Raw genomic sequence first — 23,276 nt, 5'->3', positions numbered from 1 at the left:
TCATGTCCGCCCAACGCACAGCGCTCGACAAGAGTCGCTGGCATTTCAACCACGGCCCGATCGATATCGTGGCCGAGGCGCATGGCGACCCGTACGCCGTGGCCGCCGCGCACGACGCGGCGTGGGCGCGCTTCGTCCACGTGCTCGACGAGCTCGTGCGTGAGTTGCCGCTGCTGCGCCTGCCCGTCGTGGACAAGATGCGCCCGCGCAACGTGGTGGCACGCCGCATGTGGGATGCCTGCGCCGCTTTTTCGCCGATGTTCATCACGCCGATGGCGGCGGTGGCCGGCTCGGTTGCGCAGGAACTCATCGCGTTCTACGAGCGCCCCGGCGTGGAGCGCGCGTGGATCAACAACGGCGGCGACATCGCGCTGCATCTTGCGCCGGGGCAGTCCGCGCGCGTGGGCGTGTTCGCCGACATCGCGCGCTTCGACCTGCGCGGCCATCTGGCCGGCGAAGGCGGCGTCCTCACCACCGACGGCCAGTTCGAGCTGCGCGCCGACCAGCCCGTGCGCGGCGTCGCCACCAGCGGCTGGCGCGGGCGCAGTTTCTCGCTGGGCATCGCCGACAGCGTGACGGTGCTGGCCGCCACCGCAGCGCAGGCCGATGCCGCCGCGACAGTGATCGCCAACGCCGTCGACGTGGACGACGAGGCCATCGCGCGCCGCCCGGCGAGCGAGTGCAAGGACGACAGCGACCTCGGCGACACACTCGTCACCGTCGACGTGCCCGCGCTGGCCCCCGCGCAGGTGCGCAGCGCACTCGATACGGGCGCGATATGCGCCAAGGTCCTGCAAAAAGGAGGGCTCGTATGGGCCGCTCTACTCGTTTGCCAGGGGCAGTGGAGACTTGTCGAACCCTTATGCTCGAAGGCGCTCGATGCAGAGTCGCCGAAATCCGTTGGTTCAGTATTTGCTTAACGAAAAGCAAGGTTCTTTTTCATGATCGAAATCCGCCGCGTCTTCACCCAGGTCGAGCACATCCACCACGAGTTCGGACCGCGCGCCGACACCCCGCTGGTGCGTGGTGCCATCGGCGCGGTGCTGACCAATCCGTTCGCGGGCCGCTACGAGCCCGACATCCTGCCGATGATGGCGCTGCTCGACCCGGTGGGCGTCGACATGGCGCACCGGCTGCATGCCGCCATGGACGTGCCGCTCGAGCAGATCGCCACCTACGGCAAGGGCGCCATCGTCGGCGCCGATGGCGAACTGGAGCATGGCGCGCTGTGGCACGTGCCCGGCGGCTACGCGATGCGCGAACTGCTCGGCTGGAAGGGCAGCCGCGCCGCCTACACCGCTGGCAAGGCCGAGGAAAAAACCGGCCAGCCCGGCAACGCGCTCTCGATCGTGCCTTCGACCAAGAAGGTCGGCCCGCCCGGCGCCACGCTCGACGTGCCGCTGACCAACATCAACGCCAGCTACGTGCGCGGCCAGTTCGACGCCATCGAGGTGCGCGTGCCCGGCGCGCCTGCGGCCGACGAGATCGTCTTCATCCTCGCGATGAGCACCGGCTACCGCATCCATGCCCGCGTGGGTGGGCTGCTCGCGAAAGACATCAGCAAGTGGGACGGCCTGCGCTGACCCGCGAAGACCCACACAGAGACAAGACAAGGAACACACAGAACATGACCGCCAACATCCGCAAGCTCGTCGTCCAGGTCGATGAAACCCGCAAGGAAATGGGCAAGGACATCACGCCGCCCACGCGCCGCGCCGTCGCCATCGCCGTCATCGAGAACCCTTACGCGGGCCGCTACAGCGAGAACCTCGACGAGCTCATCGCCATCGGCGAGGAACTCGGCGCGCTGCTGGGCCAGAAGGCCGTGAAGGCGCTGGGCATCGAGCCCGGCCAGGCGCAGAGCTACGGCAAGGCCGCCATCGTCGGCGAGCGCGGCGAGCTCGAGCATGCCGCCGCCATCCTGCATCCCAAGCTGGGCGCGCCGCTGCGCGTTGCAGTGGAGAAGGGCGCCGCGCTCGTGCCATCGGCCAAGAAGCAGGGCACGCTGGGCACCGCCATCGACGTGCCGCTGGGCCACAAGGACGCCGCCTTCGTGCGCAGCCACTTCGACGCGGTGGAAGCCCGCGTGAGCGACGCGCCGCGCGCCAACGAGATCGTGGTGGCCGTGGCCGTCACCGACAGCGGCCGTCCGCTGCCGCGCATCGGGGGCCTGCAGGTCTCCGAAATCAAGGGCGAGGACGGGCTGCGCTGAGACGCGCCGCATCGTCCAGCCAGAGCCCCGCGCCCATACAACTCGAATTCTTTCTGCCTTAACCCCTAGGAGCTTCTCGATGAATCCATTGCGCCATGTTTTCTGCGCCGCTTCCGTCGTCACGCTGGCTTCGGCCCTCGTTCCCGCGCACGCGCAGGGCGTGATCAAGATCGGCGAAATCAACAGCTACAAGGCGCAGCCCGCCTTCCTCGAGCCCTACAAGAAGGGCATGGAGCTCGCGGTCGACGAGATCAACGCCAAGGGTGGCATCAACGGCAAGAAGATCGAGCTCATCAGCCGCGACGACAACGCCAACCCCGGCGACGCCGTGCGCGTGGCCGAGGAGCTCATCTCGCGCGAGAAGATCGACGTGCTGGCCGGCGCCTTCCTGTCGAACACCGGCCTGGCGCTGACCGACTTCGCCAAGCAGAAGAAGTTCTTCTATCTCGCCGCCGAGCCGCTCACCGACAAGATCGTCTGGAGCAACGGCAACAAGTACACCTACCGCCTGCGTCCCTCGACCTACATGCAGGTCGCGATGCTGGTGCCCGAGGCCGCCAAGCTCAAGAAGAAGCGCTGGGCGCTCGTGTACCCCAACTACGAATACGGCCAGTCGTCGGTCGCCACCTTCAAGACGCTGCTGAAGGCCGCGCAGCCCGACGTCGAGTTCGTCGCCGAGCAGGCGCCGCCGCTGGGCAAGGTCGACTCGGGCAGCGTGGTGCAGGCCTTGGCCGATGCCAAGCCCGACGCCATCTTCAACGTGCTCTTCGGCGCCGACCTCTCCAAGTTCGTGCGCGAAGGCAACACGCGCGGCCTCTTCAAGGACCGCGAGGTGGTGAGCGTGCTGACAGGCGAGCCCGAGTACCTCGACCCGCTGAAGGACGAGGCGCCCAACGGCTGGATCGTCACCGGCTACCCGTGGAACGGCGTGAAGACGCCCGAGCACAAGGCCTTCCTCGATGCCTACCAGGCCAAGTTCAAGGACTACCCGCGCCTGGGCTCGGTGGTCGGCTACAGCGCCATCCACTCGATCGCGGCCGGCATCAAGAAGGCCGGCGGCACCGATACCGAGAAGCTCGTGGCCGCCTTCAAGGGCCTGCAGGTCGACACGCCCTTCGGCAAGATCAGCTACCGCGCGCAGGACAACCAGTCCACCATGGGCGCCTACGTCGGCAAGACGAAGAACGACGGCGGCAAGGGCGTGATGGTCGACTACGTCTACCTCGATGGAGCCAAGTTCCAGCCGTCCGACGAAGAAGTGAAAAAGATGCGCCCTGCGGACTGACCGCACGGCACCTCCACCGCATTCGCTGCCTTTTCGCATGAGGGCGCGGATGCGGACGTCTCCAGTTTCCTCAGGGTCCTTATGAGCTTCTCTGGCTTCGTTGTTCAGTTGCTCAACGGGTTGGCCGGCGCGTCCTCGCTCTTCTTCGTGGCGGCCGGTCTCTCGTTGATCTTCGGCGTGACGCGCATCGTCAACTTCGCCCATGGTTCGTTCTTCATGGTGGGCATCTATCTCGCGTACACGCTCGTCGACAAGCTGGGCTCGAGCCTGGGCTTCTGGCCTGCGCTGCTGATCGCCGCGCTGGCGGTCGGCGTGCTCGGTGCGCTGATCGAGGTGCTGCTGCTGCGCCGCATCTACAAGGCGCCGGAGCTGTTCCAACTGCTGGCCACGTTCGCGCTGGTGCTCGTCATCAAGGATGCGGTGCTGTGGCTCTGGGGCCCCGACGAACTGCTCGGTCCGCGCGCGCCCGGCCTCAAGGGCTCGGTCGAGATCCTCGGGCGGCAGTTTCCTTCCTATGACCTGTTCCTGATCGTCATCGGCCCGGTGGTGCTCGGCCTCGTGTGGCTGCTGCTCACCCGCACGCGCTTCGGCACGCTGGTGCGCGCCGCCACGCAGGACCGCGAGATGGTCAGTGCGCTGGGCGTCAACCAGGCCTGGCTCTTCACGGCCGTGTTCGCGCTCGGCGCGCTGCTCGCGGGCCTCGGCGGCGCGCTGCAGCTGCCGCGCGAACCCGCCACGCTGGAGATGGACCTGAACACCATCGGCGCCGCCTTCGTGGTCGTGGTGGTCGGCGGCATGGGCTCGCTGCCCGGCGCCTACATGGCCGCGCTGCTCATCGCCGAGATCAAGGCCGTGTGCATATGGCTCGGCGTGGTGCAGATCTTCGGCATCGACGTCTCGTTCTCCAAGCTCACGCTGATGGTCGATTTCCTCGTGATGGCCATCGTGCTGGTGTGGCGCCCCTGGGGCCTGTTCGGCCGCCCGCAGGCACCCAGCCGCTACGTGGGCATGCAGGAGGAGCCGCTGCGCCGCCCGGGCAGGGCCTATGTGGTGGCGGCCGCCGTGTTCGCGCTGGTGCTGGCGGTGCTGCCGTTCCTGACGGTGAACTCGCCCTACACCACGGTGCTGATGATCGACCTGATGATCGCGGCCCTCTTCGCCACCAGCCTGCACTTCATCATGGGGCCGGCCGGCATGCATTCCTTCGGCCATGCGGCGTACTTCGGCCTCGGCGCCTACGGTGCGGCGCTGCTGGTGCGCGCGCTGCACCTGCCGATGGAACTCGCGCTGATCGTCGCGCCGCTGGTGGCGGCGCTCGGCGCCTTCGTCTACGGCTGGTTCGCGGTGCGGCTGTCGGGTGTGTATCTGGCGATGCTCACGCTCGCCTTCGCGCAGATCACCTGGGCCATCACCTATCAGTGGGACAGCTTCACCGGCGGCAGCAACGGCCTGACCGGCGTGTGGCCTTCCGAGTGGCTTTCCGACAAGCAGGCCTACTACTGGCTCACACTGGTGCTCGTGGGCCTCGGCGTGTGGTGGCTGCGGCGCGTACTGTTCTCGCCATTCGGCTACGCGATGCGCGCGGGCCGCGACTCGGTGCTGCGCGCCGACGCCATCGGCATCGACGTCAAGCGCATGCAGTGGGTGGCGTTCATCATCGCGGGCACCGTGGCGGGCCTGGCGGGTGCGCTCTTCGCCTTCTCCAAGGGCAGCATCTCACCTGAGACGCTGTCGGTCGGCAAGTCGGTCGACGGTCTCGTAATGGTGCTGCTCGGCGGCATCCAGACGCTCGCGGGCCCGGTGGTCGGTGCCGTCACCTTCACCTGGCTGCACGACACCGTGGCGCGCAACACAGACTACTGGCGCGCGATGCTCGGCGCCATCATCCTGATCCTGGTGCTGCTGTTCCCGCAGGGCATCGCGGGCTCCATCAAGCAGCTTGCGGACCGCTGGCGCGCGCCGAAGGAAGGTGAAGCCGAAAAGACCGAAGCCAAGGCCAAGCTCGAGGAGGTGAAGGCATGAGCAACACGCTCCTCAAGGTCGAGAACCTCGGCAAGTCCTTCGGCGGCGTGAAGGCCGTGGACGGCATCAGCTTCGAGCTGCCGCCGGGCGAACTGCTCGCGCTCATCGGGCCCAACGGCGCCGGCAAGTCGACCACCTTCAACATGGTCAACGGCCAGCTGAAGGCAGACCAGGGCTCCATCACGCTCGACGGCCAGGAACTCGTGGGCCGCAAGCCGCGCGAGATCTGGCGCATGGGCGTGGGCCGCACCTTCCAGATCGCCGAGACCTTCGCCTCGCTCACCGTGGTCGAGAACGTGCAGATGGCGCTGCTGTCGCACGACCGCAAGCTCTTTTCCACATGGCGCCGTGCCGCCGACCACAAGCGCGAGGAGGCTCTGGCGCTGCTCGACCAGGTCGGCATGAAGTCGCAGGCCGACCGGCCCTGCAGCGTGCTGGCCTACGGCGACGTGAAGCGCGTCGAGCTCGCCATCGCAATGGCCAACTCGCCCAAGCTGCTGCTGATGGACGAGCCCACCGCCGGCATGGCGCCCAAGGAGCGCAACTCCCTCATGGCGCTGACCAAGGAACTCGTCATCCAGCGCGGCATGGCCGTGCTCTTCACCGAGCACAGCATGGACGTGGTGTTCGCGTACGCCGACCGCATGATCGTGCTGGCGCGCGGGCGCCTCATCGCCCAGGGCAAGCCACTGGAGATCCGCGACCATCCCAAGGTGCAGGAGGTGTACTTCGGCACCGGCAAGACATTCGAGAAGAAGATCGCCGAGAAGGCCGCAGCCATCGGAGAAGCAGTATGAGCACGCATGAACCTCTCCTGCAGGCCAAGGCACTGTGCGCCTGGTACGGCGCCGCGCAGATCCTCTACGACGTCGATCTCGAAGTGCGTCGCGGCGAAGTGGTCGCGCTCATGGGCCGCAACGGCGCGGGCAAGTCGACCACGCTCAAGGCGCTGATCGGCATGCTCACCAAGCGCCGCGGCGCGGTGCGCTTCCTGCGTCACGACATCTCGAAGAGCGAGCCGCACCATGCGGCGCGCCTGGGCCTGGGCTTCGTGCCCGAAGATCGGCGCGTGTTCACCGACCTCACGGTGATGGAGAACCTCGAAGTCGGCAAGCAGCCTGCGCGCCGCTGGGCCGACGGCAGCGAGGCGCCGCTGTGGACGCCCGAGCGCCTGTTCAAGCTCTTCCCCAACCTCGGCGAGATGCCCAACCGCCCCGGCGGGCGCATGAGCGGCGGCGAGCAGCAGATGCTGACCGTGGCGCGCACGCTGATGGGCAACCCGTACCTCGTGCTGCTCGACGAGCCTTCCGAAGGCGTGGCGCCGGTGATCGTCGAGCAGATGGCCAACATGATCCTGGAGCTCAAGGCGCAGGGCGTGAGCATCCTGCTGTCGGAGCAGAACATGCACTTCGCCGAGCTGGTGTCCGACCGGGCCTATGTGCTCGAGAAGGGGCAGATCCGCTATCACGCCACCATGGCCGAGCTTGCGGCCAACGACGAAGTCCGCCGCGCCTATCTGAGTGTCTGAGCCTTCTTTCTTTCAACCCACCGGAGTCCACGCCATGCATCGCAGAACCCTCGTGAAATCCGCCGCCGGCCTCGGGCTGGCCAGCGGCCTCGGCAGTCTCGGCTTCAACGCCTTCGCGGCCGGCAAGATCAAGCCCGGCGCCAAGGCGGCGCTGATCGTGGTCGACGTGCAGAACTGCTTTCTCGACGGCGGCACGCTCGCGGTGAAGGGCGGCAACGAAGTCATCCCGGTGATCAACGCGCTCGCGCCGGCGTTCGAGAACATCGTGGTCACGCAGGACTGGCACACGGCGGGCCACGCATCTTTCGCCAGCACCTACAGCGGCAAGAAGCCCTTCGAGACCACCAAGCTCAGCTACGGCACGCAGGTGCTGTGGCCCGACCACTGCGTGCAGGGCACCGACGACGCCGCGCTCGGCAAGGACCTGAAGGTGCCCACTGCGCAGCTCGTCATCCGCAAGGGCTTCCACAAGGACATGGACAGCTACTCGGCCTTCGAGGAGGCCGACCACAAGACGGCCACGGGCCTCGCCGGCTACCTGAAGGCGCGTGGCATCAAGACCGTGTTCGTCACCGGCCTGGCCACCGACTTCTGCGTGGCCTGGACCGCGATGGACGCGCGCAAGGCCGGCTTCGAGGCCTACGTGATCGAGGACGCCACGCGCGGCATTGACCTCAACGGCTCGCTGGCGGCGGCCTGGAAGCAGATGACGGCCAAGGGCGTCAAGCGCATCCAGTCGGCCGACATCCAGGCCGCCTGAGCGCGCCGCCGTGAAGAAGAACGACAAGAACGGGCAACACACGGATCCACGACGCATGAAACTTTCCATCACAAGGCGCGCCATGGTCGCGGGCGGCGCCGCCCTGGCCCTCGGTCCCGGCCTGTTGCGCGCGGCGCGCGCGGACAACGGCACGAACGGCGTGAGCGACACCACCATCCGCATCGGCCAGTCGGCCGTGTTCAGCGGACCGGCGAAGGACTTCGGCATCGACTACCGCGCGGGCATCAAGCTGTACTTCGACCGCGTCAACAAGTCGGGCGGCGTGAACGGCCGCAAGATCGAGCTCGTCACCTACGACGATGCCTACGATCCCGCGAAGACGGCCGTCAACACCGCCAAGCTGATCGACGAGGACAAGGTGTTCGCGCTCACCGGCTACGTGGCCACCGGCAACCTCGCGGCGGCGATGCCGCTGGCGGAGAAGGCCGGCGTGCCGATGTTCGCGCCGCTGGTGGGCACCACGTCGTTCCGAACCAAGGTCAACCGCTATCTGTTCCACGTGCGCGCGGGCTACGACCTGGAGCTGCGCAAGATCATCAGCCACCTGTCGACCATCGGCATCCAGTCGATCGCGGTGGTCTACCAGGACAGCGCCTTCGGCAAGTCGAACCTCGCCACCTGCGAGGAGCTGGCGGCCGACTACAAGGTGAAGGTGCTCAAGACCTTCCCGCTGGCCATCACGGCCGAGGACGCCAGGCAGGTCGTCACCGGCCTGGCCGACGCGAAGCCGGGCGCGGTCGTGATGATCATGGCCGGGCGCATGGTCGAAGTGTTCATGCGCGACTACCGCGCCAACGCCGTGGGCGCACCGCTGTACACGCTCTCCGTCGGCATCACCGACGCGGCCGGCTCGGCCAAGCGGCTCGAAGGCAAGCTCGCGGGCCTGGTCACGGCCAGCATCGTGCCGCCGCCGCAGGCGCTGCGGGTGCCGATCGTGGCCGACTACCAGCGCGACCGCGCCGAGTTCGGCGAGAAGATCGACAGCTACACCGCGCTGGAAGGCTACATCGTCGCGCGCGTGATGGTCGAGGGCCTGCGCCGCGCCGGCAAGACGCCCACGCGCGACAGCTTCATCGCCGGCCTCGAGAGCATCGGCAGCACGCGCTTCGGCGACTTCCCCATCGAGTACAGCGCGAAGAACCACAACGGCTCGACCTTCGTCGATCTGGAGATATACGCCCGTGACGGCCAGTTGCGGCGCTGAGCCGCTGCGCCTGCTGGTCAACGGCCGGGCGCAATCGATAGCAGGAGTTCCGCGCGAGGCGACGCTGCTGCACCTCCTGCGCAACGACCTGGGGCTGAACGGTCCCAAGTACGGCTGTGGGCTGGGGCAGTGCGGCGCATGCACCGTGCACGTCGATGGCGTGGCCGCGCGCTCGTGCGTGATTCCGGCGCACGGCGTGGCGGGGCGCGCCATCACCACGCTCGAAGGATTGGGTTCGCGCGGCAGCTGGCATCCGGTGCAGGCCGCCTTCGAGGATGCGCAGGCCGCGCAGTGCGGCTACTGCCTCAACGGCATGGTGATGCAGGCGGCTGCGCTGCTGGCGCGCGACCCGCAGGCCAGCGAGGCGCGCATCCGCGGCGAGCTTTCGGGCAACCTGTGCCGCTGCGGCACGCACATCGAGATCCTCGACGCGGTGCAGCGCGCGGCAGTGCGCATGCGCGAGCAACCCGCCACATGACGCGCCGCGCCGATCTTCCGCGCACGCGCGCCGAATTCCTCGCCTCAGACGGCGTGCTGCTGGTGGTACGCGAGACGCCGGCCGCGCCGGTGCCCGCCAAGGGACAGCCGGCATTCGTCGCCGGCAACCCCGTCGAGGGCGACGAGGTCCTGCTCGCGGTATGGGACGACGGCAGCGCCTCGGCGCTCAACGGGCACGTCGACCTGGGCACCGGCATACAGACCGCACTGGGCCAGATCGTGGCCGAGGAACTCGACCTCGGCATGCCCTGCGTGCGCGTGATGCTCGGCGACACCGCGCGCGCGCCCAACCAGGGCGCGACCATCGCCAGCGCGTCGATCCAGATTCATGCGCAGCCCTTGCGGCTGGCGGCTGCGCAGGCGCGTGCATGGCTGCTGGCGCGTGCTGCCGAGCGCTTGGGCGTGGCCGTGGATGCGCTGCAGATGCGCAATGGCGTGGTGCGCGTCGCCGAGCTGCCCGACCGGCACGTCAGCTATGCCGAACTCGTCGCCGGCCAGCGCACCGTGCTGAGGCTCGATCCGCAGGCGAAGCCCAAGGACCCGGCCGACTACCGCGTGGTCGGCACGCGGCAGGCGCGCGTCGACATCCCGGCCAAGCTCGCGGGAGAGCTCGTGTTCGTGCACGACATGCGGGTGCCTGGCATGCTGCACGGCCGTGTGGTGCGCCCGCCGTATGCCGGCGCGGACCACGGCGAGTTCATCGGCAACACGCTGGAGTCGGTCGACGAATCGTCGATCGCGCACATTCCCGGCATTCGCGCAGTGGTCGTCATCCGCGACTTCGTCGGCATCGTGGCCGAGCGCGAGGAACACGCCGAGCAGGCCCTTCGCGAGCTGCGCGTGAAGTGGAAGCCGTGGCCCGGCATGCCCGACCTGGGCGACCTCGCCCAGGCCCTGCGCGACAACCCCTCGACGCAGCGTCTGCTGGTCGACGAAGGCGACGTGGACGGCGCCATCGCATCGGCCGCGCAGCCCATGCGCCGCACCTATGTGTGGCCCTACCAGATGCATGCCTCCATCGGCCCTTCGTGCGCGCTGGCCGACTGGCAGCCCGCCGACGGCAGCGGCATGCAACTGCGCTGCTGGACCGGCTCGCAGAACCCGCACGTGCTGCGCGCCGATCTCGCGAAGCTCATGGGCGTGGAGGACGTGCAGGTCGACGTGGTCCGCATGGAGGCGGCGGGCTGCTACGGCCGCAACGGCGCCGACGACGTGGCCGCCGATGCCGCGCTGCTCGCGCGCGCCGTCGGCGCGCCGGTGCGAGTGCAGCTCACGCGCGAGCAGGAACACGCGTGGGAGCCCAAGGGCGCGGCGCAGCTCATGGAGATCGACGGCGGCCTCATGCCCGACGGCAACGTCGCCGCCTACGATTTCGAAACCTCGTATCCCTCGAACGGCGCGCCCACGCTGGCGCTGCTGCTCACGCGTACCATCGAGCCGGTGGCGCAGGCCTTCGAGATGGGCGACCGCACCGCCCGCCCGCCCTACAGCTACGACAACCTGCGCGTGAAGGTCAACGACATGGCGCCGATCGTGCGCGCCTCGTGGCTGCGCGGCGTGTCGGCGCTGCCGAGTTCGTTCGCGCACGAGTCCTACATCGACGAACTGGCGACGGCGGCGGGTGTCGATCCGGTGCAGTTCAGGCTGCGTTACCTGGAAGACCCGCGCGCCGTCGAGCTCGTGCAGGCCACCGCGCAGAAGGCCGGCTGGCGCATGCGCACCGGGCCGCAGGAGAACGCCGACGGCGGGCTCGGCGAGGGCGGCGACATCCTCTTCGGGCAGGGCTTTGCGTACGCACGCTACATCCACAGCAAGTGGCCGGGCTTCGGCGCGGCGTGGGCCGCGTGGGTGGCCGACGTGGAGGTCAACCGCAAGACGGGCGAGGTGCATGTGCGCCGCGTGGTGGTGGGGCACGACGCGGGGGTGCTGGTAAACCCGGCGGGCGTCGAGCACCAGGTGCACGGCAACGTGATCCAGACGACGAGCCGCGCGCTGAAGGAGCGCGTGGAATTCGCGCCGCAGCAACAGCAGCAGCAGCAGCAGGATGCGGCGACGGGTGCGCAGCTGCCTGGCGTCCTGCCTTCCGGCGTGGTCGCCAGCCGCGAGTGGGGCGGCTACCCGATCATCAACTTCCGCGAAGTGCCTGTGATCGAGGTGATGCACATGCCGCGGCCCGGCGAGCCTTCGCTGGGCGCGGGCGAGTCGTCGTCGGTGCCGGGCACTGCGGCGATCGCGAATGCGATCTTCGATGCGACGGGCGTGCGCTTCAGGGCGCCGCCATTCACGCCGGAGACGGTGCTCGCGGAATTGAACAAGGGCTTGCTGCCTCCGGCTCCTCCGGGAGATGGCGGGGGAGGCGAGCTGCGTGGGAATGGTGATGCCGTCGTGCCCCCATCCGGGCCTTCCCCCGGTGCCGGAAGGAGCAATGTGGTCTGGCCTCGGCGCAAGGGGCTGTGGGCCACTGGTGCTGCATTGGTTGTCGGTGGCATCGGCGTCATCGCCGGCCTGCTCGGCTGGCGATCGGCCATCGCGCCGGTGTCGCTCACCGCGCCGGTCTACAGCCAGGCCACCATCGAGCGTGGCCGGGTGCTCGCCTCGGTCGGCGATTGCGCCGTGTGCCACACGGCACCCGGCGGCATGGCCAACGCGGGCGGCCGCGCCATGGACACACCCTTCGGCACGCTCTACACCACGAACCTCACGCCGGATGCCGAGACGGGCCTGGGCCGCTGGTCCTTCAGCGCTTTCCAGCGTGCGATGCGCGAGGGCGTCTCGCGCGACGGACACTACCTGTATCCCGCATTCCCCTACACCGCTTTCGCGAAGGCCAGCGACGACGATCTGCAGGCGCTGTATGCGTACTTCATGTCGCTGCCCGCCGTGCGGGCGGAAACGCCGAAGTCCGAGCTCAAGTTTCCGTTCAGCATTCGCCCGCTGATGGCCGGCTGGAACGCGCTCTTCCATGACCCGGCGCCGATGCAGCCCGTGGCCACGCAGAGCGCGGAGTGGAATCGCGGTGCCTATCTGGTCAACGGCCTGGGGCATTGCGGCGCCTGTCATACCCCGCGCAATGCGCTGGGCGCGGAGCAGGGCGGCAGTGCCTTCCTGTCGGGCGCGATGGTCGATGGCTGGGAGGCGCCGGCGCTCACGCAGCTCGCATCGAAGTCGGCGGTGCCGTGGGATGCCGACGAGTTGTATCGCTACCTGCGCAACGGCCACACGCAGCGGCACGGCGTCGCGGGCGGGCCGATGGCCGAGGTTGTGCGCGAGCTCGCGCAGGTGCCGGACGAGGACATTCGCGCGATGGCCACGTATCTGGGCTCGTTCAACCCCGCGCCGGCCGCGGATCCTGCCGCTGTCGCGCAACAGGTTGTGGGCAACGCGGCGCGCACGCAGGGGCGACTGCTGGGCCCCGCACAGCGCATGTTCGACAGTGCCTGTGCCTCTTGCCACCACGACGGCAACGGGCCCACGCTGCTCGGCGTCAACACGCCGCTCGCGCTCAACAGCAACCTCACGAGCGCGCGGCCGGACAACCTGCTGCGCACCATCCTCGACGGCGTGCGCGAGCCGGCGAGCCGCGACATCGGCTTCATGCCCGGCTTCCGCGATGTGCTCGACGACCGGCAGATCGCCGAGCTTGCCGGCTACATGCGCGCACGCTTCGCGCCGCAGGAGCCCGCGTGGACCGACCTGCCTGCCGAGGTGGCGCGCGTGCGCGCGACGCCGGGGCACTGAGGCCGTAGACAAGGAGTGCCGAGCCGGCCGAGCGGGCTGTTTTCTGCGTGCGCCGCTACGATGCAACGTAGCAGCCACATTCATCACGGAGACACCACGCCATGCCGCTCGATCTTTCCACTTCTTCCAGCCTGCCCCGCGACGCCGGACGCGCCACGCTCGTCGGCCGCCTCTGGCACCCGGGCGTGGGCCCCGTGCTGGTCGCAGTTCACGAAGGTGGCCTGCACGACCTGTCGAAGCTCGCTCCCACCATGAGCGATCTGCTCGAAGGCAACACACCACCTGCGGAAGCGGTTCGCGCCGCACTCAGGAGCGCGCCGCGCATCGCCGCGCTCGACGAAGCCCTTGCCAACAGCGACGAGGCCGCGCGCGACACGGGCAGGCCCTGGCTGCTCGCCCCTTGCGACCTGCAGGCCATCAAGGCGAGCGGCGTCACATTTGTTGCGAGCCTGCTCGAGCGCGTGATCGAGGAGCAGGCGCGCGGCGATGCATCGAAGGCGGAAGCCACGCGAGCGGCCATCGGCAGCGTGCTCGGCGACAACCTCGCGGACATCGTGCCCGGCTCGCCCGAGGCGATGAAGGTCAAGGAAGTGCTGATAGCGCAGGGCGCCTGGTCGCAGTATCTGGAGGTCGGCATCGGGCCCGACGCGGAGATCTTTACCAAGGCGCCCGTACTTTCAGCCGTCGGTACCGGCGCCGATGTAGGCATTCATCCGGGCTCCGCATGGAACAACCCGGAGCCCGAGGTCGTGCTCGCGGTGAACAGCCGCGGCGAAACATTGGGCGCGGCGCTGGGCAACGACGTGAACCTTCGTGACTTCGAAGGCCGAAGCGCGCTGCTGCTGGGCAAGGCGAAGGACAACAACGCGTCGTGTGCGATCGGCCCGTTCATTCGCCTGTTCGATGAACACTTCGGTATTGCTGACGTGAGGCGCATCACCGTCGAGCTGGAAGTGACGGGGCCCGAAGGCTTCACCCTGGAGGGCTCGAGTTCGCTGTCGAAGATCAGCCGCGACCCGCTCGACCTCGTGGCGCAGACGATAGGAGCCAATCACGCTTATCCGGACGGCTTCATGTTGTTTCTCGGAACGATGTTCGCGCCGACACAAGATCGTCACGGGCCTGGGCAAGGATTCACGCACGTTGTGGGAGACCGCGTGCGCATTGCCGCACCGGAACTCGGTGCCCTGGTGAATCGCGTGATGCATTCTGACAAGGCGCCGATGTGGACTTTTGGTATCAGTGCGTTGATGCGCAATCTGGCTGCGCGCGGTTTGCTCTGATTGGCATGTAGGCGTTCTGTATGAGTTTCAAAAAGGGGTGTACTCCTTAGTAATTCATACGAGTCGTGTTGCAATCTGTTGCTGTTGACCGCATCACTTGTTCCCCTCAAGATTGCTGCTGTTAAGAAACGTTTGAACAAGGGGAGTAGAGGTTGGCGCAGAGCGAGATCGATCTATTGCAGGAGCCCGTCGAGGGCCCGCTACCTTGCGGTGAAGACCTGGAATACGACCCCGATTTCATGGCGTTGCACCAGGCGACGGCGGGCAAGCGCGAACAGCAGTTCGGCTCGACCATCATCCCCGCCGAGCCGCCCGATTGGGCCCGTGTGGAACGCATCGCGAAGCAGTTGTGCTCGCGTACGCGAGACCTGCGCGTGCTGGTGCCTCTCACGCTGGCCTGGACCGAGAGCCGAGGCTTGCCCGGGTATGTAGAAGGTCTGCAACTCGTCGACGTCGTGCTTCAGAGATTCTGGGACGACGTGCATCCGCGCGTCGTCGACGACGGCTTCGAAGACCCGCTGCCGCGCATGAATGCGCTGGCCGCATTGGCCGAAGCCGAAGGACTGGGACGCAGCGTGCGCGATGCGCGGCTGCTCGACGAAGGCGCAGGCGCGTCGATGAGCCTGCGCCAGGTCGAGGCCTTGCTCGATTCGAGCAAGACCGATCATCAGATCGATTACCCCGGCGGTATCGGCCGGTTGAAGGACGCGGTGCGGCGCGCGCAGGAAAAGGCGGCGCCACCTGTGGTGGCATTGCGCGCGGCGCTGGAGTTGCTGCAGCGAATTCGCGAGACCTGCGAGCGCGCGCTGGGACAGAGCTGGGCGCCCGATTTCTCGCGGCTCGAGCGTTCGTTGCGCACCGTTGCCCAACTGTTGCCGGAGCAGGCGCATGTCGAGGAGGCAGTGGCCGGCGAAACCCACGCCGGAGCCGTTGCGCAAGAGGGCGGTGCGGCCGGGACCGTGGCGAATGGTGCTGTTGGCGGTACTGCGGCAAATGTCGGTACCGGCCTACGTCAGGTATTTATTAAGGATATTGAAATATCGAGCCGTGAAGATGTGCAGGTGCTGCTCGAGAAGGCTTGCCAGTTCATGGAACGCACGGAGCCCAGCCATCCGGCGCCCATGCTCATACGCAGGGCGCAGCGGCTGCTGGATCTCAACTTCTTCCAGATCATCGAAGAGCTCGTGCCAGAGGGATTGCAAAAGATAGAGAGCCTTGCAGGACGTCCGTTGAACGGGGGCAGCGCGGAGTAACAGGCGGAGGCCGTCGCGGGCCCCGCGAGCCGAGAGGCCGGCCGGGGGTCGTACCCACACGCATTACAGATTCAAGAGGAAGCTTATGGCAGACAACCGTGTCAGAAACAGTGGTCAGAAGTTCATTGCGCGCAACCGCGCGCCGCGTGTGCAGATCGAGTACGACGTCGAGATCTACGGCAGCGAGCGCAAGATCCAGCTGCCCTTCGTGATGGGCGTGATCGCCGATCTCGCGGGCAAGCAGATCGACCCGATGCCCGACCTCGCCGAGCGAGAGTTCATGGCGGTGGACATCGACAACTTCGACGAGCGCATGAAGGCCATCAAGCCGCGCGTTGCCTTCCAGGTGCCCAACACGCTCACCGGCGACGGCCAGATGAACGTCGACATCACCTTCGACAGCATGGACGACTTCTCGCCCGCGCGCATCGCCCGCCAGGTCGGCGCGCTGCAGCAACTGCTCGAGGCGCGCACCGAACTGTCGAACCTGTTGTCGTACATGGACGGCAAGAACGGCGCCGAACAGCTGATCGCGCAGGCGCTGCAGAACCCGGCACTGCTGAAGTCGCTGGCATCGGCCCCGAACCCCGCCGTTGCAAAGGCAGTGGAAGCCGCGAACGAAAAGGCCGGCACGCCCGGCACGCCCGGCACGTCTTCCGAATAAGCGCGAGCAGCAGCAAGGACCGCCATCATCATGAGCACCGCCCCCAAACAGACCACCGCGCGCGCACCGGCTTCCGTCGAGACGCTGGAGCCGAACGAGTTCTCGAACCTGCTGCAGCGCGAGTTCAAGCCCAAGACCGACCAGGCCCGCGAGGCGGTGGAAAACGCCGTCAAGACGCTGGCCGTGCAGGCGCTGGAAAGCACCGTCACGGTCTCCAACGATGCGTACCGCACCGTTCAGGCCATCATCACCGAGATCGACCGCAAGCTCTCGGAGCAGATCAACCAGATCCTGCACCACGAGGAGTTCCAGCAGCTCGAAGGCGCATGGCGCGGCCTGCACTATCTGGTGAACAACACCGAGACCGACGAGCAGCTGAAGATCCGCGTGATGTGCGCATCCAAGCGTGAAGTCGCTCGCTCGCTCAAGCGCCACAAGGGCATCGGCTGGGACCAGAGTCCGCTCTTCAAGAAGATCTACGAAGCCGAGTACGGCCAGTTCGGCGGCGAGCCCTTCGGCGCACTGATCGGCGACTTCCACTTCGACCACAGCCCGCCCGACGTCGAGATGCTCGGCGAAATGGCCAAGATCGCCGCGGCCGCGCACTGCCCCTTCATCGCCGGCGCTTCGCCCACCGTGATGCAGATGGATTCGTGGCAGGAGCTTTCGAACCCGCGCGACCTGACCAAGATCTTCCAGAACACCGAACACACCGCATGGCGCTCGCTGCGCGACTCGGAAGACGCGCGCTACATCGGCCTGGCCATGCCGCGCTTCCTGGCTCGCCTGCCTTATGGTGCGCGCACCAACCCGGTCGACGAGTTCGAGTTCGAGGAAGAGACCGACTCCGCAGCCCACAACCGCTACACCTGGGCCAACTCGGCCTATGCGATGGGCGTGAACATCAACCGCTCGTTCAAGCAGTACGGCTGGTGCACGTCGATCCGTGGCGTGGAATCGGGCGGCGCTGTCGAGAACCTGCCCACGCACACTTTCCCGACCGACGACGGTGGCGTGGACATGAAGTGCCCGACCGAGATCGCCATCAGCGACCGGCGCGAGGCCGAGCTCGCCAAGAACGGCTTCATGCCGCTGGTGCACCGCAAGAACTCCGACTTCGCGGCCTTCATCGGCGCGCAGTCGCTGCAGCTGCCGGCCGAGTACTACGACGCCGACGCCACGGCCAACGCGAACCTCGCGGCACGCCTGCCGTACCTGTTCGCCTGCTGCCGCTTCGCGCACTACCTGAAGTGCATCGTGCGGGACAAGATCGGTTCGTTCCGCGAGCGCGAGGACATGGAGCGCTGGCTCAACGACTGGATCATGAACTACGTCGACGGCAGCCCCGGCACCTCGTCGCAGGACACGAAGGCAATGAAGCCGCTGGCGGCGGCGGAAGTCCAGGTGGAAGCCATCGAGGACAACCCCGGCTACTACGCCGCCAAGTTTTTTCTCCGGCCGCACTATCAGCTCGAAGGGCTGACGGTGTCGTTGCGGCTGGTTTCGAAGCTGCCATCCAACAAGAAGGACAGCAGCTAATTCAACGGCGTCCCGGAATCGGGCGCAAATAACTCTGGGGGTTTAAATCATGGCAGTAGACATGTTCATGCGCGTTGAAGGCGCAAACGGCGAATCGAAGGACTCGAACCACAAGGAGTGGACGGACATCAAGTCGTTTGCGTGGGGAGCAACGCAGCCTGGCAACATGGTCAGCGGCGGTGGCGGTGGCGTTGGCAAGGCCAGCTTCAACGACCTGCAGGTTCTGGCGCGCATCGACAAGGCGGCACCGTCCGTCATGAAGAACTGCGCAAGCGGCAAGCACCTGGGCAAGGTGGAAGTGTCGGTGTGCAAGGCCGGCGGCTCGCAGATCGAGTACACGCGCGTCACGCTCGAAGAAGTGCTGGTGACCTCGGTGCAGTACACCGCCGAACAGGGCTCGGACGCCGTGTTCGTGCAGTACGCCTTCCAGGCCGCCAAGGTGAAGCAGCAGTACTGGGAACAGACCGACAAGGGCGGCAAGGGCGCCGAGACGGTCCTGGCCTGGAACATCAAGGAAAACAAGGAGTCCTGATCTCCTTTTCCCGATGCGCGGCCGGCCTTTCGGGCCGGCCGCGACGTTTTTCCCGACGGCCTCCACGGCCGTCCTTCGCACGGCGGCCTTCTCAACGTTCGCGCCGCGTGCCAGCAAGTCAGCGAGGAAGCTTCATGGGCGATGGGTTTGCAGTACTGGGCGAGCGCTCAGTGGCCGAGCACACCGAATGGGTACAGCGGCAGATCCGCTCCAATCCCCAGAATGCAGGCTTGCGTCTTGCCTTGTGCCACTTTCTCGCATTGCGTGGAGAGTGGCAGCGGGCCGAAGACCAGCTCAAGCTCGCCACCAAGCTGGATCCCACTTTCACGCCCGCCAGCGTCACCTGCTCGATGGCGCTTTCGGGCGAACGCCACCGCAGCGAGTTCTGGTCGGGCGGACGTGCTCCGGCCATCGTCGGCGGCAATGCCGAATGGGTCGAGCAGTTGATCGCCGCCGCAGCCCTGCCAGCGGATCGTGCCGAGGAAGCCGCGGCCCTGCGCGAAAGCGCGCGGCAGGCCGCGCCCGCACTGCATGGCAGGCTCACCAGCGTCGACCGTTCCGATTCGCGTGCCGTGCAGGCGCTTGATGGCGAGCCGGTGCAGCACAGCGATTTCGAATGGCTCTGCGACGGCGACGTGCGCATCGGTACCGTGTTCGAGTTGCTCACGCCCTCGGGCTACGCATGGCTGCCGCTGACGGAAGTGCGCCGCGTCAAGTTTTCCCGGCCGCAGCACCTCGTCGACCTGCTGTGGGCCCCCACCGAATTCGAACTGCACGACGGCCGCGCGCTCAACGGCCTGGTGCCGGTGCGCTATCCGGGCCAGATCGAGGGCCTCGACGACGAGGCCGCGCTGGGCCGCCGCACCGACTGGCTGCCGCTGGCCGGCGAAGAGCAGTACGCAGGCCTGGGCCAGCGCACGCTGATCAGCGAGGCCGGCGACCATTCGCTGCTCGACCTGCGCCTCATCGAGTTCTCGCGCGAGGGCAGCGCCGGATGAGCGGAATGATGGACACCGACGGCGACCAGCAGGAAAGCGTCGCGCGCGACCGCCTGCAGCCGGTGCTGCTCGACCGCCTCACCGACAAGGCGCCGCAGACCCGACAGGAGCGCGCGGGGGCCTTCCTCATGAGCGGCAGGCTGCTGCGCGACTCGGTGCTGCGCGACCTGCAGTGGCTGCTCAACACCACCAACTTCGGCGCCGAGCACAACATCAACACCATGCCGCGCGCGCGCCGCTCGGTGCTGAACTTCGGCGTTCGCGGCTGGGCCGGCGGGCGCATGTCCGAAGTCGACTTCGCCGATGTCGAGGCCGCCATCCGCGCGGCCATCATCGACTTCGAGCCGCGCATCATGAAAGACAGCATCGACGTGCGCTGCGTGACCGATGCGACCGATCTCGAGCACCACAACCTGCTCGCGCTGGAGATCCGCGGCACCCTGTGGTCGGTGCCGTATCCCATCGAATTCATCCTGCGTTCCGAACTCGATCTCGAAAGCGGGCACATGGTCCTTCGGCCTACCGGAGGCCTCTGATGGATGCCCGGCTGCTGGATTACTACAACCGCGAGCTCACCTACATGCACGAGCTCGGGGCCGAGTTCGCGCAGCGCTACCCGAAGATTGCGGGCCGCCTCGGCATGCGAGGCATCGAGGTCAGCGACCCGTACGTGGAGCGGCTGCTCGAAGGTTTCAGCTTCCTCACCGCGCGCATCCAGCTCAAGATGGACGCCGAGTTCCCGCGCTTCTCGCAGCGGCTGCTCGAAGTGGTCTACCCCAACTTCCTCGCGCCGCTGCCTGCCATGGCGGTGGTGCAGATCGACGGCAACCTCAACGAAGGCTCGCTGAAGGCCGGCTACGAACTGCCGCGCCACACCATCCTGCGCGGCCGAATGATCAAGGGCGAGCAGACGGCCTGCGAGTTCCGCACCGGCCATGCCGTCACGCTGTGGCCCATCCGCATCGCCGAGGCCGGCATCGGCCCGGTGCCGGCGGAGATCGCGCATGCGATGCCCATGGTCGCCCGGCAGGCGAAGAGCGCCATCACCATCAAGCTCGAAGCAGTGGGCGGCGCGCGCTTTGCCGACATGCCGCTGGACCGGCTCGAATTCTTCCTCTCGGGCGCGGAGCTGCATGCGCTGCGCATGCTCGAACTCGCGACGCACCACAGCGTCGGCGTGGTGTGCCGCAGCGGGCCCGGCACCACGGCGCGCATCGTGCCGCTGGGTGACGACGCCATCAGGCACGAGGGCTTCGAGCCCGACCAGGCGCTGCTGCCCTATGACGCGCGTTCGTTCCAGGGCTACCGCCTGCTGCACGAGTACTTCGCCTTCCCAGACCGCTACCTGTTCTTCAGCGTGAACAAGCTGCGTGCGGCGGTCGCGGCCATGGGCGGCACGACGATGGAAATCGTGATCCTGCTCGACCGCGCGGATGCCGACCTCGAACGCCTGGTCGACGCCAAGCATTTCTCGCTGTTCTGCACGCCCATCATCAACCTCGTGCCGCGCCGCAGCGACCGCATTCCGGTGGGGCCGGGCCAGCACGAGCACCATGCGGTGATCGACCGCACCCGTCCGCGCGACTTCGAGATCTTCACGGTAGAGCGCGTCACCGGCCACATGGCCAACGGCTCGGAGGAGCGCGAATTCCGGCCCTTCCTCGGCTCCTTCGCAGCCGACGATGGCGACTTCGGCGCCTACTTCTCGCTGCGCCGCGAACCGCGCCTCGTGTCGGACCGCGCGCGCGCGCAGGGTACGCGCACCAGCTACACCGGCAGCGAGGTCTATGTGTCGCTCGTCGACCAGCACGACGCGCCGTTCCCGCACAGCCTGCGCCACATCACGCTCGACGCGCTGTGCACCAACCGCGACCTGCCGCTGCTGCTGCCGACCGGGCTCGAATCGGACTTCACGCTGCGCGTGTCCGCGCCCGTACGCTCCATCCGCATCCTGCGCGGGCCTTCGCGGCCCTACCCGGCGCTGGCCGAGGGCGCGCTCACCTGGCGCCTCATCAGCCACCTGGGCCTCAATTACCTGAGCCTCACAGACGTCGACCCCACGCAGGGCGCGGCCGCGCTGCGCGAGATGCTCGACCTGTACGGCAACCTCGCCGACCCCTCGGTGCGCCGCCAGATCCAGGGCGTGCGCTCGATGGCGCTGGCGCCGGTGTTCCGCCGCCTGCCCGAGCCCGGCCCGATCGTGTTCGGGCGCGGCGTGGAGATCGCGCTCAAGATCGACGAGGTCGCGTTCTCGGGCGCGAGCCCGTATCTCTTCGGCGCGGTGCTGGAGCAGTTCTTCAGCCGCCACGTATCGCTCAACGCGTTCACCGAATTCGCGCTGGCCAGCCTGCAGCGCGGCGAAATCGCGCGCTGGACCCCGCGCGTGGGACGCCGCCCCGCCGTATGAGCGAAACGGGCTTCACCGACGCGGTGCAGCAGCACCAGGAGCAGCAGGAAGCCGCTTCGGCCGGACATGCGCAGGGCATGGTGCCGGACGCGGCAGAGATCGCCGTCGATCACGAGGTCCTCCAAGCGTCCGCGCAAGGAGCAGGCCTGCCCCCCGCGCGCGGCATCGCGCAGGCCGACCCGGAGCTCTGGGCCAGGCTGCTCGAGCAGCCCTTTGAGCACGACCTTTTCATGCTGCTGCGCCGCCTGGACGCGCAGGACGACCATCCGCTGCTGGGCCGCGCGCCACGCCCGCTCGACGAGCCGCTGCGCCTCGGGCAGGAGCCCTCGATGGCCTTCGCGCCATCGAACGTCTCGGGCGTCGAGGCCGACGGCGACGGGCCGCCGCGCATATCGATCTACGGCTTCGGCCTGTTCGGCCCCAACGGCCCGCTGCCGCTGCACCTGACGGAGTACGCGCGCGAGCGCAAGCGGCACCACGCCGACAACACCATCAGCGCGTTCGCCGACCTGTTCCACCACAGGCTCATCCTGCTGTTCTACCGGGCCTGGGCCGACGCCCAGTCGGTCAACAGCCTAGACCGCACCGATGGCCACCGCTTCGTCGACTACGTCGCGAGCCTCATGAACATGGGCCAGCCCGGCCTCAAGGAGCGCGACCGCATCGCCGACCATGCGCGCACCTTCATGGCGGGCCACCTCGTTCGCCAGACGCGCAACCCCGAAGGGCTGATCCAGATCATGCGGCTCTACTTCGACGTGCCGGTGCGCATCGACGAGTTCGTGAGCGACTGGGTGATGATCGACGAGCGCCAGGTCAGCCGCATCGGCACGCTCGGGCGCAACCACCGGCTCGGAGGCGGCGCCACCATCGGCCTCGCGGTGCGCGACGCGCAGAGCAAGTTCCGCCTCGAACTCGGTCCGCTCTCGCAGGAGCAGTACCGCGAGTTCCTGCCGGGCAGCAAGCGGCTGCAGCAGGTGGTCGACTGGGTGCGCCAGTACGTCGGCATCGAGTTCGCGTGGGAGCTGCGGCTCGTGCTCAAGAAGCAGGACGCGCACGGCATGCGGCTCAACAGCAACCAGCGGCTGGGCTGGGGCAGCTGGCTGGGCACGCGCATGTCCGACACCGACGCCGGCGACATGCTGTTCCAGCCCGAAGCATTGTTTTCCCGTTCCGCATCGGCGGCTCCTACCGATGCATTCCTTACCCGCTCTTCCGCAACTTCGCGCGAGACGCCGACGACATGACCACATCACGGTCTTTTCGCGAAACACCGTGGAACCGGCTCTGCCGGGCCACAGGAGTTGCCCCCTGCAAGGGGGTTGGCGTAGC

The 23,276-nt window shown here is 67.5% G+C and carries 20 protein-coding genes; all 20 read left to right on the top strand.

The window, feature by feature from the left end:
* Positions 1–2: 2 nt before the first annotated feature.
* The 20 genes from EJP67_RS15040 to tssG all read left to right on the top strand — a co-directional run bounded on the left by EJP67_RS15040 (position 3) and on the right by tssG (position 23,191).
* The gene (locus EJP67_RS15040; RefSeq protein WP_126022502.1) at positions 3–920 is read left to right on the top strand and encodes a UPF0280 family protein; all 918 of its coding nucleotides are present in this window, start codon (positions 3–5) and stop codon (positions 918–920) included.
* A 21-nt stretch (positions 921–941) separates the two neighbouring features.
* Positions 942–1,583, top strand: a complete 642-nt coding sequence (locus tag EJP67_RS15035; protein WP_126022501.1) for an amino acid synthesis family protein — start codon at positions 942–944, stop codon at positions 1,581–1,583.
* Between the two features lie 44 nt (positions 1,584–1,627).
* Positions 1,628–2,212 carry an amino acid synthesis family protein gene (locus EJP67_RS15030; RefSeq protein WP_126022500.1) on the top strand — a complete coding sequence of 195 codons (585 nt, stop codon included), beginning with the start codon at positions 1,628–1,630 and terminating at the stop codon, positions 2,210–2,212.
* Between the two features lie 79 nt (positions 2,213–2,291).
* On the top strand, positions 2,292–3,497 hold the full coding sequence (locus tag EJP67_RS15025; RefSeq protein WP_126022499.1) for an ABC transporter substrate-binding protein: 1,206 nt from the start codon (positions 2,292–2,294) through the stop codon (positions 3,495–3,497).
* A gap of 81 nt (positions 3,498–3,578) precedes the next feature.
* Positions 3,579–5,519 (top strand): ABC transporter permease, encoded by a 1,941-nt coding sequence (locus tag EJP67_RS15020; protein WP_126022498.1) that lies wholly within the window; start codon positions 3,579–3,581, stop codon positions 5,517–5,519.
* On the top strand, positions 5,516–6,316 hold the full coding sequence (locus EJP67_RS15015; RefSeq protein ID WP_126022497.1) for an ABC transporter ATP-binding protein: 801 nt from the start codon (positions 5,516–5,518) through the stop codon (positions 6,314–6,316). Before EJP67_RS15020 ends, EJP67_RS15015 begins: the two co-directional genes overlap by 4 nt.
* Complete coding sequence (locus EJP67_RS15010; RefSeq protein ID WP_126022496.1) at positions 6,313–7,047, top strand: ABC transporter ATP-binding protein; 735 nt, start codon at positions 6,313–6,315, stop codon at positions 7,045–7,047. Before EJP67_RS15015 ends, EJP67_RS15010 begins: the two co-directional genes overlap by 4 nt.
* A 34-nt stretch (positions 7,048–7,081) precedes the next feature.
* Positions 7,082–7,807: a bifunctional nicotinamidase/pyrazinamidase gene (gene pncA, locus EJP67_RS15005; protein WP_126022495.1), complete on the top strand. Its 726-nt coding sequence runs from the start codon at positions 7,082–7,084 to the stop codon at positions 7,805–7,807.
* A 55-nt stretch (positions 7,808–7,862) separates the two neighbouring features.
* The gene (locus EJP67_RS15000; RefSeq protein WP_240650663.1) at positions 7,863–9,032 is read left to right on the top strand and encodes an ABC transporter substrate-binding protein; all 1,170 of its coding nucleotides are present in this window, start codon (positions 7,863–7,865) and stop codon (positions 9,030–9,032) included.
* Positions 9,010–9,510: a (2Fe-2S)-binding protein gene (locus tag EJP67_RS14995; RefSeq protein WP_126022494.1), complete on the top strand. Its 501-nt coding sequence runs from the start codon at positions 9,010–9,012 to the stop codon at positions 9,508–9,510. The genes EJP67_RS15000 and EJP67_RS14995 overlap by 23 nt, the downstream gene beginning before the upstream one ends.
* Positions 9,507–13,268, top strand: a complete 3,762-nt coding sequence (locus EJP67_RS14990) for a molybdopterin cofactor-binding domain-containing protein (RefSeq protein WP_126022493.1) — start codon at positions 9,507–9,509, stop codon at positions 13,266–13,268. Before EJP67_RS14995 ends, EJP67_RS14990 begins: the two co-directional genes overlap by 4 nt.
* A 101-nt stretch (positions 13,269–13,369) precedes the next feature.
* Positions 13,370–14,551: a fumarylacetoacetate hydrolase family protein gene (locus tag EJP67_RS14985; RefSeq protein WP_126022492.1), complete on the top strand. Its 1,182-nt coding sequence runs from the start codon at positions 13,370–13,372 to the stop codon at positions 14,549–14,551.
* Between the two features lie 152 nt (positions 14,552–14,703).
* On the top strand, positions 14,704–15,804 hold the full coding sequence (gene tssA / locus EJP67_RS14980; protein WP_126022491.1) for a type VI secretion system protein TssA: 1,101 nt from the start codon (positions 14,704–14,706) through the stop codon (positions 15,802–15,804).
* Positions 15,805–15,889: 85 nt separating this feature from the next.
* Positions 15,890–16,468 (top strand): type VI secretion system contractile sheath small subunit, encoded by a 579-nt coding sequence (tssB, locus tag EJP67_RS14975; RefSeq protein ID WP_126022490.1) that lies wholly within the window; start codon positions 15,890–15,892, stop codon positions 16,466–16,468.
* A 30-nt stretch (positions 16,469–16,498) separates the two neighbouring features.
* Entirely contained in the window at positions 16,499–18,007 is a 1,509-nt protein-coding gene (gene tssC / locus EJP67_RS14970; protein ID WP_019658415.1) for a type VI secretion system contractile sheath large subunit, read from the top strand.
* Between the two features lie 49 nt (positions 18,008–18,056).
* Entirely contained in the window at positions 18,057–18,539 is a 483-nt protein-coding gene (locus EJP67_RS14965) for an Hcp family type VI secretion system effector (protein WP_126022489.1), read from the top strand.
* A gap of 134 nt (positions 18,540–18,673) precedes the next feature.
* Entirely contained in the window at positions 18,674–19,537 is an 864-nt protein-coding gene (locus tag EJP67_RS14960; RefSeq protein WP_126022488.1) for a type VI secretion system accessory protein TagJ, read from the top strand.
* 8 nt (positions 19,538–19,545) lie between these two features.
* On the top strand, positions 19,546–20,073 hold the full coding sequence (tssE, locus tag EJP67_RS14955; protein ID WP_126022556.1) for a type VI secretion system baseplate subunit TssE: 528 nt from the start codon (positions 19,546–19,548) through the stop codon (positions 20,071–20,073).
* Positions 20,073–21,944, top strand: coding sequence for a type VI secretion system baseplate subunit TssF (gene tssF / locus EJP67_RS14950; RefSeq protein ID WP_126022487.1), 1,872 nt, complete (start codon positions 20,073–20,075; stop codon positions 21,942–21,944). The genes tssE and tssF overlap by 1 nt, the downstream gene beginning before the upstream one ends.
* Positions 21,941–23,191: a type VI secretion system baseplate subunit TssG gene (gene tssG / locus EJP67_RS14945; RefSeq protein WP_126022486.1), complete on the top strand. Its 1,251-nt coding sequence runs from the start codon at positions 21,941–21,943 to the stop codon at positions 23,189–23,191. The genes tssF and tssG overlap by 4 nt, the downstream gene beginning before the upstream one ends.
* The last annotated feature ends 85 nt before the right edge of the window (positions 23,192–23,276 follow it).

It is taken from the genome of Variovorax guangxiensis, assembly GCF_003952165.1.
In the GTDB taxonomy this organism is placed as follows: domain Bacteria; phylum Pseudomonadota; class Gammaproteobacteria; order Burkholderiales; family Burkholderiaceae_C; genus Variovorax; species Variovorax guangxiensis.
This window is presented reverse-complemented; position numbering and strand designations above follow the sequence as displayed.

Excerpts from the sequence above, each read along its gene's own strand:
- EJP67_RS15040 (WP_126022502.1), top strand. The coding sequence starts at position 3 with ATGTCCGCCCAACGCACAGCGCTCGACAAGAGTCGCTGGCATTTCAAC.
- EJP67_RS15035 (WP_126022501.1), top strand. The coding sequence starts at position 942 with ATGATCGAAATCCGCCGCGTCTTCACCCAGGTCGAGCACATCCACCAC.
- EJP67_RS15030 (WP_126022500.1), top strand. The coding sequence starts at position 1,628 with ATGACCGCCAACATCCGCAAGCTCGTCGTCCAGGTCGATGAAACCCGC.
- EJP67_RS15025 (WP_126022499.1), top strand. The coding sequence starts at position 2,292 with ATGAATCCATTGCGCCATGTTTTCTGCGCCGCTTCCGTCGTCACGCTG.
- EJP67_RS15020 (WP_126022498.1), top strand. The coding sequence starts at position 3,579 with ATGAGCTTCTCTGGCTTCGTTGTTCAGTTGCTCAACGGGTTGGCCGGC.
- EJP67_RS15015 (WP_126022497.1), top strand. The coding sequence starts at position 5,516 with ATGAGCAACACGCTCCTCAAGGTCGAGAACCTCGGCAAGTCCTTCGGC.
- EJP67_RS15010 (WP_126022496.1), top strand. The coding sequence starts at position 6,313 with ATGAGCACGCATGAACCTCTCCTGCAGGCCAAGGCACTGTGCGCCTGG.
- pncA (WP_126022495.1), top strand. The coding sequence starts at position 7,082 with ATGCATCGCAGAACCCTCGTGAAATCCGCCGCCGGCCTCGGGCTGGCC.
- EJP67_RS15000 (WP_240650663.1), top strand. The coding sequence starts at position 7,863 with ATGAAACTTTCCATCACAAGGCGCGCCATGGTCGCGGGCGGCGCCGCC.
- EJP67_RS14990 (WP_126022493.1), top strand. The coding sequence starts at position 9,507 with ATGACGCGCCGCGCCGATCTTCCGCGCACGCGCGCCGAATTCCTCGCC.
- EJP67_RS14985 (WP_126022492.1), top strand. The coding sequence starts at position 13,370 with ATGCCGCTCGATCTTTCCACTTCTTCCAGCCTGCCCCGCGACGCCGGA.
- tssB (WP_126022490.1), top strand. The coding sequence starts at position 15,890 with ATGGCAGACAACCGTGTCAGAAACAGTGGTCAGAAGTTCATTGCGCGC.
- tssC (WP_019658415.1), top strand. The coding sequence starts at position 16,499 with ATGAGCACCGCCCCCAAACAGACCACCGCGCGCGCACCGGCTTCCGTC.
- EJP67_RS14965 (WP_126022489.1), top strand. The coding sequence starts at position 18,057 with ATGGCAGTAGACATGTTCATGCGCGTTGAAGGCGCAAACGGCGAATCG.
- EJP67_RS14960 (WP_126022488.1), top strand. The coding sequence starts at position 18,674 with ATGGGCGATGGGTTTGCAGTACTGGGCGAGCGCTCAGTGGCCGAGCAC.
- tssE (WP_126022556.1), top strand. The coding sequence starts at position 19,546 with ATGGACACCGACGGCGACCAGCAGGAAAGCGTCGCGCGCGACCGCCTG.
- tssF (WP_126022487.1), top strand. The coding sequence starts at position 20,073 with ATGGATGCCCGGCTGCTGGATTACTACAACCGCGAGCTCACCTACATG.
- tssG (WP_126022486.1), top strand. The coding sequence starts at position 21,941 with ATGAGCGAAACGGGCTTCACCGACGCGGTGCAGCAGCACCAGGAGCAG.